Genomic DNA, 13811 nt, shown 5'->3' on the forward strand with positions numbered 1-13811 from the left:
AACAACAGCAACAGGGTGGCCGCGCCTGATGCTGCTGCGAGGTAGAAATAGAGGTCCGGATGGGCGGTGTTCACCGGGGCGGACAGGGCCGCCGGATCCGTATTGAAAGCCAGCCCCCACTGCCGCAGGAAGGCTATGCCGAACGCGAGGAAAAGTATGCTGCCGATTCCGCTGGCCGTGAGGGTCTTGTGCCGACGGCGGATGACTACCTCGGCCACGCAGGCCACGTAAGCGGCCGCGGAGGCGGCCATGAACCACACGAACACCGCCTCGTGCAAGGTCACGCCCGTGAGGACCAGCAACGCGACGGCCGCCAGAAACGCCCCGATGGCTATCCTGCCGCTGTTACCCATGTGACGCATGTGACCAATCATCCCCGAGCAAGGGCTTGTTGACCACGTAGCCGCGCATGGACGCCATGATTGCGGCGATACTTTGTTCCCGGGTCCGTTCCGGATTGTACGTCTGCCGGTCCAGGCCCACCACAAAGCAGGCACCGAAAATGGCGGTCTCCAGGCTGCCCCGGGAGACACCCGGATCGACCGGGTAGACCGCTGCCACGCCGTCGATTGCGGCTCCGATCACGGCAAGCAGGCGTCCGCGCAGTTCGGCGAAGGTGTCCTGCCACTCACTGGGTGTCCGCCAATTCTCGCTGACCCAGAGCCGGGCGAAGGAAGGGTACTCCGCCATGAAATCCATGGCCTGGCCGATCATCTCGTCCATGGTGCTGAGGGGATCGGCGGAAGCGTCCTTGACGCTCAGCAGCCGCGCCAGCAGGATATCCACGCCATGGCGGAGCAACTGGGCGATCAGGTCCGACTTGCTGCCGAAGTTGTAGTAGACCGTGCCCTTGGACACGCCCGCGGCCGCCGCAATCTCATCCACCGTCACCCCCGCGGCGCCGCGCTCGCCGATCAGCTCCATGGAGGCCTCGAACAGCTTCTGCCTGGTGGCGTTGGTCCGCGCCGGCCGGAGCTTCTTGCCGGCGTCGCCGGCAGCCGGCGTCCCGCCCGCAGCCGAAGTCCCGTCGGAGGTTTCCGAGCCGCTGTCCGGCGAACTGCTGCTCATACGGTGATCTCCGGTTTCAGGGTCTTGAGGGTCCAGTACTTGTGCTTGCGCACGGCAATGATGGACATGGCCGTTCCCAGCAAAGTGTAGCCAAGGAGTCCCAGCATGGTGGGCAGGATGATCGCGAGGTCGGCCCCGTAGATGAGGTGGCGCATGCCGCTGACCACATAACCCATGGGCAGGAGCTGGTGCACCACATGCAGCGGCTCGGGCGTGGTCTGCCAGGGGAAGGTCCCGCCGGAGGAGACCAGCTGGAGGACCAGCAGGATGAGGACCACGAGCTTGCCCGGCGATCCGAGCAGTGCCACGACGCCCTGGATGATCGCACTGAACGCCATCGCCGCGGCCAGCATCAGGAGCCACATCAGCACGGGGTGGGCCGGGTCGAGTCCGAGTCCCACGTCCACGACGAGGGTCAGCAGGCTCGCCTGGATGGCCGCGACGGCAAGGAACGGAAGCCAGCCCCCGACGGCGATCTTCCACGCCGGGGCGTTGGACGCCAGGGCCCGCTGCGTCACCGGCCGCATCGCTTGAATGAGCATGAAGACCCCAATCCACAGGGCGAGGGTGAGGAAGAACGGCGCGAGTCCCGCCCCGTAGGAACCGGCTTTGGCCTGGGAGACGTTGCTGACGGCGACCGGGTCGGCCATTACCCGGGCGAGGCTGTCCTTCTGGCCGTCGTCGGGGTTGGGGACTTCCCCGGCGCCGCTGGCGAGCTCGCCCGCCAGGGTTCCGGCGCCGTCGGCGGCGGTGGCAGCCCCGGTTTCCAGCTGCGCCGCACCCTCATCCAGTTTCTGCGCCCCTTGGGAGAGTTTCCCGGCGCCGTCCAGCGCACTCTGCTGTCCGGTGGCGAGGGTGGAGGCGCCGCCGGCGAGCTGCCCGGCCCCGGAGGCGGCCTTGCCGACGGCGTCGGTGAGGGCCGGTGTTGCATCGGCGAATTTCGCGGCCCCGGTGCTGACCGCAGCGGAACCGTCTGCGAGTTGCTGGACCTGGGCAACGGCCTGCTTCAGCTTGCCGGCAGACGCCGACGCGGGCGGGGCCGGAGTGGCATCAAAATCGGCCAGGATCCGGTCCGCCTGGTCCGGCGTGAGAACGCCGGCGGCGACGAGCCTGCTGTTCGATGCCAGCACCCGGCCGCGCAGCGCTTGGGCCGCGGCCTGCTCCGTGGCGCTGACTTGTCCGGCGATGCCCTGCAGCTGGGCGTTGAGCGCGGCGTTACCGGCCGCCACCTGCGCGGCGCCGGCCGCGAGTTGCTGCGAGTCGGCGGGCAGCGTGGCCGTCTTTGCCTGCAGCTGGGCAAGACCGCCGCTCAGCTGCGCCGCGCCGGAGCTCAGCGTGTTCGCGCCGTCCCGGAGTTTGAGCTGGCCCGCGTAGAGGTCCGCGGCACCGGTCTTGAGTTCGCCGGTGCCCTGGTGCAGCGTCACCGTGCCGTCGTGCAGGCTGGCGACGCCGCCGGCGAGCTGCCCGGCGCCGTCGGCGGCCTTGAGCATCTGGGAATGGATGGTGCCGAAGCCGGTGAGGAGCTGGTTGGCGGTTTCCTCGCCCACCTCGGTGGCCACGGTGCTGTGCACCGCGGTGGTGAGCTTGTCCACGATGGTGCTGAGCAGGTAGTTGTTCGCGTCGTTCGTGGTGACGTTGAGCATGGCCTGGTTGGCGGCGTCGAAACTGCCGGGGGAGACCAGGTTGGCGGAGAAGTCCTCGGGGATTTTCAGGGCGAAGGCGTACTTGCCCGTGCTCACGCCCCGGTCCGCTTCCGCCGTTCCGGAAACGGTTTGCCAGTTGAAGACGTGTCCGTCCACCAGGCTTTCGGCGACCTTCTTGCCGGCCTCGAGGCGGGCGCCGTCGGCGGAGGTGGCGCCGGTGTCCTCGACCACGAGCGCAGCGTCGATCTGGTTGAGCTTGCCGTAGGGATCCCAATTGGCATAGAGGTACACGGCACCGTAAAGCAGCGGGACCAGGGCCAGGGCCAGGATGGTCAGCCTTGGCAGCAGGCCGCCTGTCATGCGCCTGAGTTCGGAGCGGGCCAGCCGCAGCACAGTCACTTTGCCTCCTCGTCCGGCACAGCGTTTCCGATCGAGGCGGCGGCGCCGGCCCAGCCGTCCGGGAGGCTGCTGACGGTGGCGACGACGGCGAGCGGCCGGCCGGCGTCGTGGGCCAGTTGCTCAAGCCGCGGCAGCCAGTCGGCGGGATCGCCGCCGTGGCGGTCCGGGGAGTCGAGGACAAGGAGGTCTGTGTTCGGGTTCGCCAGGGCCAGAGCGGTGAGCAGTTCGGTGCGCCGGCCGGCGTCGAGCTGCTCGACCCAGAGCCCGGCGATGTCCTCGAAGCGGTTCACCTTGAGCCAGGGTTGGCTGAGCAGGGCGCCGCGGTAGCGCCGGGGGACCAGGGCAAGGTCCTCCGTGACGAGGTCCCGGACGCTCAGGTGCTGTTCGGGCTCGTTGACGCCGGGGGAGTCCACTACGGCGCTTGCCGTGCGGAGTTGCCTGATCCCCGCGCCGCCGTCCCATTCGACAGTGCCGCCGGAGGGCTTCATACGCCCGCTCACGGTGAGGGCGAGGGCCGTGCGGTGGTCCTGCCGAGCGCCCGTCACGAGCAGGAGTCCGCCACGCGCGGCCTCGAGCGAGGTGGCCGGAAGCAGGCTGTCGCGCCGCCCGTCCACCGAAAGCTGTTGCACGGAGAGCAAGTGGTGCCTTTCGCAGAGGAATGTCTGCTCTAAGGCTAACCGAACCGACCGGTCAGTTCAAATAGAAATCACCATGAGGTGCGGTGGTCGCGCTCACGGGCACTGGGCAGTTCACAGCCCGTAGGCTTCCAGCAGCCGGAGCCAGACCTCGCTGATGGTGGGGTAGGACGGCACCGCGTGCCAGAGGCGGTCCAGCGGGACCTCGCCGACAATCGCGATGGTGGCGGCGTGCAGCAGCTCGGCGACGTCGGGCCCGGCGAAGGTGGCGCCGAGCAGGACCTTGCGGTCCTCGTCAACGACCAGCTGGGCCCATCCCTCATATTTCTCGGCATGCAGCGAGGAGCCCGCCACCTGGATGGGCAGCTCCACGGACCTGACGCGATAACCGTCCCTTTCCGCCCGCTGCACGGACCGGCCCACGTTCGCGAGTTCAGGGTCGGTGAACACCACATTGGGTACGGCGTGGTCGTCCGCTGTTTGGGCGTAGCGGCTCCACGGCTCGGGCTCACCGGCGAGCTCACCGCGGGCCCGGGCGGCGATGGCGTCACCGCTCGCCCGCGCCTCGTACTTGCCCTGGTGCGTCAGCATGACCTTCCCGGCCGCATCGCCCACGGCGTAGAGCCACGGTCCGCCGTCGTCCGTTGCGCCCGCGACCAGGCCGGTGGAGTCGGTGCCGAGCCGGAGCGGTTTGCCTTCCGCGGCGGCAAGCCCCACGCTTTCCAGGCCGAGCCCCTCGAGGGCCGGGTGCCGGCCGGTGCTGACGAGCAGTTTGTCCGCCGTGACCGTGATGCCCCCCTCGAGCGCCAGGGTGAGGGACCCGTCACCGTTCCCGCGGATGCTTTCGGTGCCGGTGTGCAGGCGCAGTTGTACGCCGTCGGCGCGCAGCCCTGCTGCGATCAGCGTCGACGCCTCCTCCGGGAAGATGCCCAGCAGGGCACCGCGCGCCACGAGGGTCACCGCCGATCCCAGTCGCGCATATGCCTGGGCCAGTTCGGTGCCGGCGACGCCGCCGCCGAGAACGGCCAGCCGTTCGGGAATCTCGCGGGCGGATGTGGCCTCCCGGGTGGTCCAGTACTCGACGTCGGACAGCCCTTCGACCGGCGGCAGGCTGGGGGTGGACCCCGTAGCCAGCACGACGGCGTGCCGCGCCGTGAGCGCGTAGCTGTTGCCGTCCCGCCCGGAAACCTCCACCTTCCGCGGAGCGGTGAGCCGGCCGTGGCCGCGGATCAGCTCAATGCCCGTGTCCTCGACCCACTTGACCTGGCTGTCGTCCTGCCAGTTGGACGTGAAGTAGTCGCGACGCTTCAGTACGGCGGCCGCATCGAGGGTCCGGGTGATGGCCTGCGCGGCGCCCGGGACAGCCTGGGCCCCGTGCAGGGCTGTGCCGGGCCGGAGCAGCGCCTTGGACGGCATGCAGGCCCAGTATGAGCACTCGCCGCCGACCAGTTCCGCCTCGATGAGGACCGCGGACAGCCCGCCCTGGACCGCTCGGTCCGCCACGTTCTCGCCCGCGGCGCCGGCGCCGAGCACTATGACATCGAATTCCCGCTCCAGCTGTTCCGTCATGGCAGAATCCTACGCCGGGTCCTTCCCGGCTCGGGGTCGTTGCAGCCTTGGGCCGGCGATCCCCTTCCCACGGAAAGCGGACTTTGCGCTGCCTTGGGCGTCGGGCGGAACACCCTGCGGGAGTCATTGAAGGTGCTACAGGCGCTGGCCGTAATTGAGATCCGGCGTGGCTTCGGAATGTTCGTGGCACCTATCAACTTCGGTGCCGCCATGGACCTCATGACTTCCGGGGATCTCCGGGCGCTCGAGGAGTCCTTGCACCGGATTGAGGCGGTGGCCGTTTCCGGGGAACACTTTTGGCGGATACCGCGGAGCTCGCCGCACTGGCGGGGCTGCACCGTGGCATCTTTGAGGCCGTCTCCACTGGCGATAAGGCCGTGGCGGCCGAGCTGCTCAGCAGGCGCTTCGATGGAATCCGACGCCGGATCACCGCGGCGATTGCGGCGGAGTGAGCCGACGCCGGTTAAACGAAAAAATCCGCTCCGGCGAGCCGGAGCGGATCTTTTTCTTCTGTGCGCCCAAAGGGATTCGAACCCCTGACCTTCTGTTCCGTAGACAGACGCTCTATCCAGCTGAGCTATGGGCGCATTCTCGGCTCTTGGAGAACTTCTCGCTCCCCGAACCTCGAATTACTTTACGCGAGGAGGGGCCGTAGTTACAAATCGAAACAGGTGTAATCTGGCTGACTAGACCGGTCTATGTGACCTTGATCACAAATAGGCCGTTGTTCGTAGTGTTAGTTCCTTGAATTTCCGGGGTTTTTCATTTCCGGCCATCCGGACGTCCCACATTCGGGCCAGTTTCTGCGGGGTGATCTAGCCCTACATTTAGGACACACCACTGAACCCGAGGAAGGGAACCGTAATGGGCGATCTGGCGCGACTGCCGTTGCTTGAAAAAGCACCCACCACACATGCTGGCCTGCTGGCATGGGTCGAAGAGGTAGCTGAATTGACCCAGCCGGACCGGATCCACTGGGTTGACGGCTCCGATCAGGAGAATACCCGGCTCACCGACGAACTGGTGGCAGCGGGCACGCTGACCCGGCTGAATGAGGAGCTGTTCCCCAAGTCCTTCGCAGCGTTCTCCGATCCGGCCGACGTGGCCCGCGTCGAGGAGCAGACGTTCATCTGCTCCGAGAACAAACGCGACGCAGGGTTCACCAATAACTGGATGGCTCCGACGGAAATGAAGGCGAAGCTCCACGGCCTGTTCGCCGGCTCCATGCGCGGACGCACGATGTACGTCATTCCGTTCGTCATGGGCCACCTTGACGCCGAGGATCCTAAATTCGGCGTGGAGATCACGGACAGCGCCTACGTTGTCGCGTCCATGCGCATCATGGCGCAGATCGGCACCGAGGTCCTGGACCGGATCACCGCCACCAACGCCTTCTTCGTCCCCGCACTCCACTCCCTGGGTGCCCCGCTGGCCCCCGGCCAGGCCGACGTGCCGTGGCCGTGCAACCCGGACAAATGGATTGTGCACTTCCCCGAAGAGCGCTCCATCTGGTCCTACGGCTCCGGCTATGGCGGCAACGCTTTGCTGGGCAAGAAGTGCTACGCCCTGCGCATCGCCTCGGTCATGGCCCACGACGAGGGCTGGCTCGCGGAGCACATGCTGATCCTCAAACTCACCTCCCCGGAGCAGAAGAAGTACTACATCTCCGCGGCCTTCCCCTCGGCCTGCGGCAAGACCAACCTCGCGCTGCTCGACCCGACGATCGAAGGGTGGAAAGTCGAAACCCTCGGTGACGACATCACCTGGATCCGGATCGGCAAGGAGGGCGAACTGCGCGCCACCAACCCGGAGGCCGGCCTGTTCGGCGTCGCACCGGGCACCGGCTGGGGCACCAACCCCAACGCCATGCGGGCCATCGCCAAGGGCCACAGCATCTTCACCAACGTGGCCCTCACCGACGACGGTGGTGTGTGGTGGGAGGGAATGACGGAGGAGACTCCGGCGCACCTGACTGACTGGCAGGGCAACTCCTGGACCCCGGACTCGGACAAGCCGGCAGCCCACCCGAACTCCCGCTTCTGCACCCCGATCTCCCAGATCGACATGCTGGCGGAGGAGTACTACAACCCGGACGGCGTCGAGCTCTCCGCGATCCTGTTCGGTGGACGCCGCAAGACCACCATCCCCCTGGTGACGCAGGCCCGCAGCTGGTCCAGCGGCGTCTTCATGGGATCGACGCTGTCCTCCGAGACCACCGCGGCGGCGGCCGGCCAGGTCGGTGTGCTGCGGCGCGACCCGATGGCCATGCTGCCGTTCATCGGCTACGACGCGGGGGACTACCTGAACCACTGGGTGAACCTGTCCGCCAAGGCCAACCAGGAACGGTTGCCCAAGATCTTCCTGGTCAACTGGTTCCGGCGCACGGCCGACGGCGGCTTCGCCTGGCCCGGTTTCGGTGACAACGCGCGTGTGTTGAAGTGGGCCATCGAACGCCTCGAAGGCAAGGCTGACGCCGTCGACACGCCGATTGGCTACGTGCCGACCGGAGAATCCCTGGACCTCACGGGCATGGACCTGACCGAGGCCCACGTCGAAGACGCAGTCCGCGTGGACCCCGAGGAGTGGGCCGCAGAGCTGGCCTCCATCGAAGAGTGGTTCGCCAACTTCGGCGAATCTCTTCCCGAGGCGCTCCGCTCCGAACTCGTGGGACTGAAGTCCCGCCTGGCGGTGCGCTAGCAGCCGGCACCACAAACAGCAGCGACCGACGGCGGCGCCGCACCTTTTCGAAAGGTGCGGCGCCGCCGTCGTTACTGGCACGTGTCGGTTCCGGAGAAGGAGCCGGTTGTTCCCACGTTCGTAAACGTCATGCCGGGAATGGGGAGGAACTGCCAGGAATAGGAGTTCTCGTTCAGGGGCAATTTCAACGGCCCCAACGCCCCGTTGCCGCGGGCGACGATTGCGGACAGGAGCGGATCGGAGTTCGCCGTCAGGGCCAGTGTCCGGGACCTGGAACCGCAGGGTACTCTGTCATCCCGGGCCGCACTGGTGTCAAAAGGTAGTCCACTCGGGACGTTGGTCCCTAGACGGAGTCCGAGGATGCGCTCTAGGCTCGTCCGCATTCATCAGCCGGGCCGCCCGCCGACTGGAGCGAGTGCTGGGGGCATTCCAGGCGCACGCCGCCGTGCCCCAGACCCGCTCGCAGAAGCGAGAGCTCAGGAGTTTCATCATGCTGGTCAACGACGACATCCATGCCTTGTCCGCGGCAGTCGGTGGCATCGTGGCGGTGCCTGACAGTCCAGAATTCGCCGAGGAGACGTTTGCGTTCAACGCCGCCACGGTCCACCGCCCCGACGTCGTGCTTGGTGCCGCAGACGCGCAGGACGTCGCCGCCGGCGTGAAGTGGGCGGCGGAACGACGGATACCGGTGTCCGTCCAGTCCACCGGGCACGGTGCGGAATCGGCGGTCGACGGCGGGCTGCTCATCAACACGCGGCGGCTGCAGGAGCTGCAGATCGATCCGGTCGAACGGACCGCCCGGGTCGGAGCCGGCGTCAAATGGCGGCATCTCCTGGAGGCGAGCGTCCCGCATGGGCTGATCGGACTGCACGGCTCGAGCACCGACGTCGGTGTGGTCGGATATACGGTCGGCGGCGGACTGCCCGTGCTGGGCCGCGCCCACGGCTTCGCGGCGGACCATGTCCGCAGCATGGAGGTCGTCACCGCCGACGGCGTCCTGCGCCGGATCGATGCCGAAGCCGAGGCCGAGCTCTTCGCGCTGATGTGCGGAGGAAAGGGCAACTTCGGCATCGTCACCGCGCTCGAGTTCAACCTGTTTCCGCTGGGCGAGTTCTATGGCGGGGGAATCATTTACCCCGGCGCGGATGCGGCCGCCATCCTGGCCGCGTTCCGCGAGTGGCTGCCAACGCTCCCTGAGGCCGCCTCGCCGTCGATCTCCCTGCTGCGGCTTCCGGATATGGACTTCGTTCCCGCGCCGCTACGGGGCCAGTTCGTGGTCCACCTGCGTTTTGCCTTCCTCGGGAACCGCGAGGACGGCGATGCGCTGCTTGCTCCGATGCGCACGGTCTCATCCCCTTTGATGGACACGGCCGGACCCATGAGCTACCTGGACGTCGACCAGATCCACATGGACCCGGCGGATCCGCTCCCGTTCACGGACGGCGGCGCGCTCTTGAAGGAATTTGGCGAGGAGGCCGCAGGGGAGTTGCTCAGGCTAGCCGGGGACGGTACGGACTGCCCGTTGCTCCTGATCGAGATCAGGCCCCTCGGTGGGGCGCTGTCCCGCGGCGGGGTCCTGCCGGACGCCGTGTCCGGACGCGACGCGGCGTTCCTGCTGTTCCTCCTCGGGTTCAAGCTGCCGCCGGTGCTGCCGGCCGTCACCGAATCCATCCGTGCCATCCTCGCCGCGATGGCTCCCTATTCGACCGGGTACACGCTGGTCAACTTCCACGGCGAGCCGGGCGATGAGGCTGACCGTGCCCGGGCATGGTCCCCGGCGGTCTATGAACGGATGAGGGCCGCAAAGTCCAGCTACGACCCAGGCAACCTGCTGCGCTTCGGCCACGCGATCACCGGGGTTCCGCCCGCCGGCTGAATTTGCGTTTTTTCATCGATTGCTCCGCAGGGGCCGTTTTGGCCCCTCAAAAGGGCCGTTGCGGAGCAATCGATGTGTACTTTAGCTGGCGAGCCAGATGTCCGGACCGAAGACCTCGTAGTGGATACGGGTGGCCGGGATGCCGGCGTTGATGGCCTCATTGCGGATGCTCTTCATGAACGGAAGCGGCCCGCAGAGGTACAGCGAGGCGTTGGCCGGCAGGTCCACCTCGCGCAGCGTCATGTAGCCTGCCCTGGTTCCGGCGACCGGCTGTTCCAGCCAGAGCAGCAGATCCGCGCCGTTGAGGCGTTCGACGTCGTCCGTCATCTGGGAACGCAAGGCCCAGCTGTCCAGGGTGCTCTCCGCATGCAGCACCAGGACCTGGCGCTCCGAGCCGGACGCGGCCAGGGAACGCAGGATGGAGGCGGTCGGCGTGCAGCCGATACCGGCGGAGGCCAGGACCACCGGGCCGTCGCTGTCCTTGAGGGTGATTTCGCCGTAGGGGTTCGACACTTCGAGGACGTCGCCCACCCGGACCGTGTTGTGCAGTACAGGCGAGACCTCGCCGCCGTCGTCCTTCTTGGTGGTGAAAGTGCGGCTGGTGCCGGCGTCACCGGAGAGCGAGTACTGGCGGACCTGGCGGAGTCCGTCCGGGAGCTGAACCTTGACGCTGACATACTGGCCCGGCAGCGCGGGCGTAATAGGGGTGTCGTCGGCGGGTTCGAGCGTGAAGGTCATGGCACCGGTGCCGGCGGCGGTCTTCGCGGCGACGCGCCAGGGGCTCCACATCTTGCCGTTGGCCTGCGCGGCGTAGAGGCCCTTCTCCAGCTTGATCAGCGCGTCCGCCATGAGCCAGTACACCTCGGTCCAAGCCTCGGCGATTTCAGGAGTGATGACGTCGGCCAGATCCTCGGCGATGGCGGCGAAGAGGTGCTCGTAGACCACCTGGTACTGCGGCTCGGTGATGCCGAGGGAGGCATGCCGGTGTGCGATGCGGGCGAGTACGGTTTCGGGGAGGGTTCCGGGGTTGCTGACCAGGTGGCTGGCGAAAGCGGCGATGCTCCCGGCCAGGGCCTGCTGCTGGTTGCCGGAGCGCTGGTTGGAGCGGCTGAAGAGCCCGTCCAGCAACTCGGGGTGGGCTGCGAAGAGGCGGGCGTAGAACTTGGGCGTGATGTCCCCGATCCGGGAACCCACCAGCGGAAGAGTGGCCTCGATGACGGGGAAGGACTTGTCCGAGAGCATGTTGACTCCTGAGATAGTGGCCCGGGCGTCTTCAACCGGACCGGCTGAATACTTGCATTTGAAATGCGAGTATCTATAGCTCAGTTCTACACGGCGTAGAAAACATGTCCAAATCGCTGGGACTCCCGGGCGTGGCGGCCGGCCCGGCTTGCGGCTCAGAGCCCGGGGCGCAGCCCGATGGCCTGGAACACGGGGTTCATCTGCCGCGCGTGGGGCAGGGACGCGACGACGATGCCGTCGAGTTCGCTGTAGAACGCCTCGCGGGCCCGGGACAAGGCGGCCCGGAGCCGGCATTCGTTGACCAACGGGCAGGTGGCTTTCGCGGCGACGCAATCGGCCAGATCGGTCCGGGTGTCGAGCTGGCGCAGGAGTTGTCCCACGGTGGCGGTGCGGCCGGCGCCGCTGAGCCTCGACCCGCCGCGGCGGCCCCGCTCGATCTCGATCAGGCCCAGCTCGCGGAGCTTCGCGACCGCCTTGCTGACGTGGTTGTACGGCGTTCCAACTGCGTCGGCGATGCTCTGGGTGGTGAGGAGTCCGCCGTCGGGAGCGGCTCCGAGCACCATCATGGCGCGCAGGCTGACATCCGCGAAGGCGTTGATCTTCATGGCACTAGCTTACGGGCGGTCTAGTCCACCCAGACGGCGGCCTCGTTCGTATCCGCGGACAGCAGGCCGAACTCCAGCTCGTGCGATTCCGCGTTCGCGGCGTAGGGCAGGACCGCGGCGAACAGGGAACCGTCCCGGTGCTCGGCGGCCACATGGATGGCGTCCGAGTCTTCTTCCACCAGGGTGATGTCGCAGACCACGGCGGCGGCGCGGAACTCGTCCCGGTGCTGCCTGAGCAGCTCGGTGAGGTCGCTGATCATCGAATCCGCGTCGAAATCAGCGTCGGTGCCCTCCGCGGCGTCGGCAGGAGTCACGGCAACCAGCCGCACCTCGCCGTCGTTCTCCACCACCAGGGCGAAGGGAAGAAAGCCGCCGTTCCGCTCCAGCTGTTCCTGGGCCGCACCGACTCCGGTGCCAAGCAGGTTCTCCAGGTCGATTGCGCTGGCCTCCGGCACGGATCCGCGCCAGGAGTCTTCCGCGGGATCGGCCGGCTGCAGGGCATCGGCCTGGTTTTCCCTGATCCGCACGCCGCTTTCGGGAGTCTCCATCGCCGTCTAGCCCCGGACCAGCGACAGGACGCGGTCACGGATGAGTTCCATGGTGCCCCGGTCCGTGGCTTCGACGTTCAGGCGCAGGAACGGCTCCGTGTTGGAGGGCCGCAGGTTGAACCAGTAGCTGCCGTCCGTGGCGATGAACGTGCTGCCGTCCAGGTAGTCCACCTCGACGTCCTCGGACCCGAAGTCCTGCCGGACCAGTTCCACGGCGCCGGCCTTGTCCTCGATTTCGGAGTTGATTTCGCCGGAGGACACGTACGGCTCGTACTCGCGGCCCAGCTCGGACAGCGGGCTGTCCTGCTCACCCAGGGCTGCCAGGACATGCATGGCGGCCAGCATGCCGGTGTCCGCGTTCCAGAAGTCACGGAAGTAAAAGTGGGCCGAGTGCTCGCCGCCGAAGATGGCGCCCTCCGCGGCCATGACGGCCTTGATGAAGGAATGGCCCACGCGGGTGCGGACCGCTTTGCCGCCGTGGCGTTCCACCAGTTCGGGAACGGCCCGGGAGGTCAGGAGGTTGTGGATGACGATTGGATTGACCTCGCCCAGCCCCTGGGCGCGGGCGATCTCCCGGCGGGCCACCATGCCGGTGATGGCCGACGGCGAGACGGTCTCACCGCGCTCGTCGATGACGAAGCAGCGGTCCGCGTCGCCGTCGAAGGCCAGGCCGATGTCCGCGCCGTGTTCGACGACGGCGGCCTGCAGGTCACGCAGGTTTTCCGGTTCCAGCGGGTTGGCGGGGTGGTTCGGGAAGGAGCCGTCGAGCTCGAAGTACAGCGGGACGATTTCCAGCGGCAGCTCGGGCAGCATGGCATCACCGAGCACGGCCGGAGTGGTCAGGCCGGCCATGCCGTTGCCGGCGTCAACGACAACCTTCAGCGGGCGTGACCCGCGGAGGTCCACGAGGCTGCGCAGGTATTCGGCATAGCCTCGGAGGACGTCCTGCACGCCGATCAGGCCGCGGCTTGCGGCCTGCGGGATGGCGCCCGCGTTGAGGTATTCCTCCGCGAGGGCCTGGATCTCCTTGAGCCCGGTTTCGGAGGAGATGGGCACGGCGCCGGCCTTGGCCATCTTGATGCCGTTGTAGGCCGCCGGGTTGTGGCTTGCGGTGAACACGGCGCCGGCTGCGTCCAGGGAGCCGCAGGCGTAGTAGAGCTCGTCGGTGGAGATCAGGTCCAGCAGCTGCACGTTGGCGCCGCGGGTGGCGGCACCGTTGGCGAAGGCCTTGCTGAACTCGGGGGAGGACGGGCGCATGTCGCCGCCCACCAGTACCGTCTGCCCTGCAAGGTCCAGGACGTCTACGAACGCCGCGCCCACAGCCTCGACGATTTCGGCGGTAATGGATTCGCCCACAATGCCGCGCACGTCGTAGGCCTTGAAGGAGGCCGAGAGGTCAAAAGTCTTCGTATTGTCCGTAGTCACGCGTCTTATCTTACGTGGAAGCCCACGGACCCTGTGGGGGAGCAGTGACAGCGCCAAGCAGCCGGGTTTGTCCACCTTTCCGCACCCCGGCTTCGTGGCTGTCG

General features: G+C 67.3%; 11 protein-coding genes and 1 tRNA gene. 3 read left to right on the plus strand and 9 right to left on the minus strand.

What is annotated here, in order from left to right:
• Window positions 1-345: 345 nt before the first annotated feature.
• From OM977_RS02845 to OM977_RS02860, 4 genes are all read right to left on the minus strand, one after another.
• Entirely contained in the window at window positions 346-1068 is a 723-nt protein-coding gene (locus OM977_RS02845; protein WP_264356047.1) for a TetR/AcrR family transcriptional regulator, read from the minus strand.
• Window positions 1065-3110, minus strand: a complete 2046-nt coding sequence (locus tag OM977_RS02850; protein WP_264356048.1) for a YhgE/Pip family protein — start codon at window positions 3108-3110, stop codon at window positions 1065-1067. Before OM977_RS02850 ends, OM977_RS02845 begins: the two co-directional genes overlap by 4 nt.
• Window positions 3107-3748 (minus strand): ABC transporter ATP-binding protein, encoded by a 642-nt coding sequence (locus OM977_RS02855; protein WP_264356049.1) that lies wholly within the window; start codon window positions 3746-3748, stop codon window positions 3107-3109. The genes OM977_RS02850 and OM977_RS02855 overlap by 4 nt, the downstream gene beginning before the upstream one ends.
• A gap of 111 nt (window positions 3749-3859) precedes the next feature.
• Complete coding sequence (locus OM977_RS02860; protein WP_264356050.1) at window positions 3860-5314, minus strand: dihydrolipoyl dehydrogenase family protein; 1455 nt, start codon at window positions 5312-5314, stop codon at window positions 3860-3862.
• A 296-nt stretch (window positions 5315-5610) separates the two neighbouring features.
• On the opposite strand from OM977_RS02860, the gene OM977_RS02865 reads away from it, so the two are divergent.
• Window positions 5611-5766 (plus strand): hypothetical protein, encoded by a 156-nt coding sequence (locus OM977_RS02865; RefSeq protein WP_264357515.1) that lies wholly within the window; start codon window positions 5611-5613, stop codon window positions 5764-5766.
• Between the two features lie 61 nt (window positions 5767-5827).
• Here OM977_RS02865 and OM977_RS02870 read toward each other — a convergent pair.
• Window positions 5828-5901, minus strand: a tRNA-Arg gene (locus OM977_RS02870).
• Window positions 5902-6178: 277 nt separating this feature from the next.
• Between OM977_RS02870 and OM977_RS02875 the strand changes: the two genes are divergently transcribed.
• Together OM977_RS02875 and OM977_RS02880 are read left to right on the plus strand one after the other, a co-directional pair.
• Window positions 6179-8011, plus strand: a complete 1833-nt coding sequence (locus OM977_RS02875; protein ID WP_264356051.1) for a phosphoenolpyruvate carboxykinase (GTP) — start codon at window positions 6179-6181, stop codon at window positions 8009-8011.
• 490 nt (window positions 8012-8501) lie between these two features.
• A complete protein-coding gene (locus OM977_RS02880) occupies window positions 8502-9887 on the plus strand; it encodes an FAD-binding oxidoreductase (protein ID WP_264356052.1) in 1386 nt (461 codons plus the stop codon).
• Between the two features lie 81 nt (window positions 9888-9968).
• On the opposite strand, the gene OM977_RS02885 is transcribed toward OM977_RS02880, so the two are convergent.
• The 4 genes from OM977_RS02885 to OM977_RS02900 all read right to left on the minus strand — a co-directional run bounded on the left by OM977_RS02885 (window position 9969) and on the right by OM977_RS02900 (window position 13707).
• On the minus strand, window positions 9969-11129 hold the full coding sequence (locus OM977_RS02885; RefSeq protein WP_264356053.1) for a globin domain-containing protein: 1161 nt from the start codon (window positions 11127-11129) through the stop codon (window positions 9969-9971).
• A gap of 155 nt (window positions 11130-11284) precedes the next feature.
• Complete coding sequence (locus OM977_RS02890) at window positions 11285-11734, minus strand: RrF2 family transcriptional regulator (RefSeq protein WP_264356054.1); 450 nt, start codon at window positions 11732-11734, stop codon at window positions 11285-11287.
• 20 nt (window positions 11735-11754) lie between these two features.
• Complete coding sequence (locus OM977_RS02895; protein ID WP_264356055.1) at window positions 11755-12282, minus strand: hypothetical protein; 528 nt, start codon at window positions 12280-12282, stop codon at window positions 11755-11757.
• Between the two features lie 6 nt (window positions 12283-12288).
• A complete protein-coding gene (locus tag OM977_RS02900; protein ID WP_264356056.1) occupies window positions 12289-13707 on the minus strand; it encodes a phosphomannomutase/phosphoglucomutase in 1419 nt (472 codons plus the stop codon).
• Window positions 13708-13811: the final 104 nt, after the last annotated feature.

It is taken from the genome of Pseudarthrobacter sp. MM222, assembly GCF_947090775.1.
GTDB lineage: Bacteria > Actinomycetota > Actinomycetes > Actinomycetales > Micrococcaceae > Arthrobacter.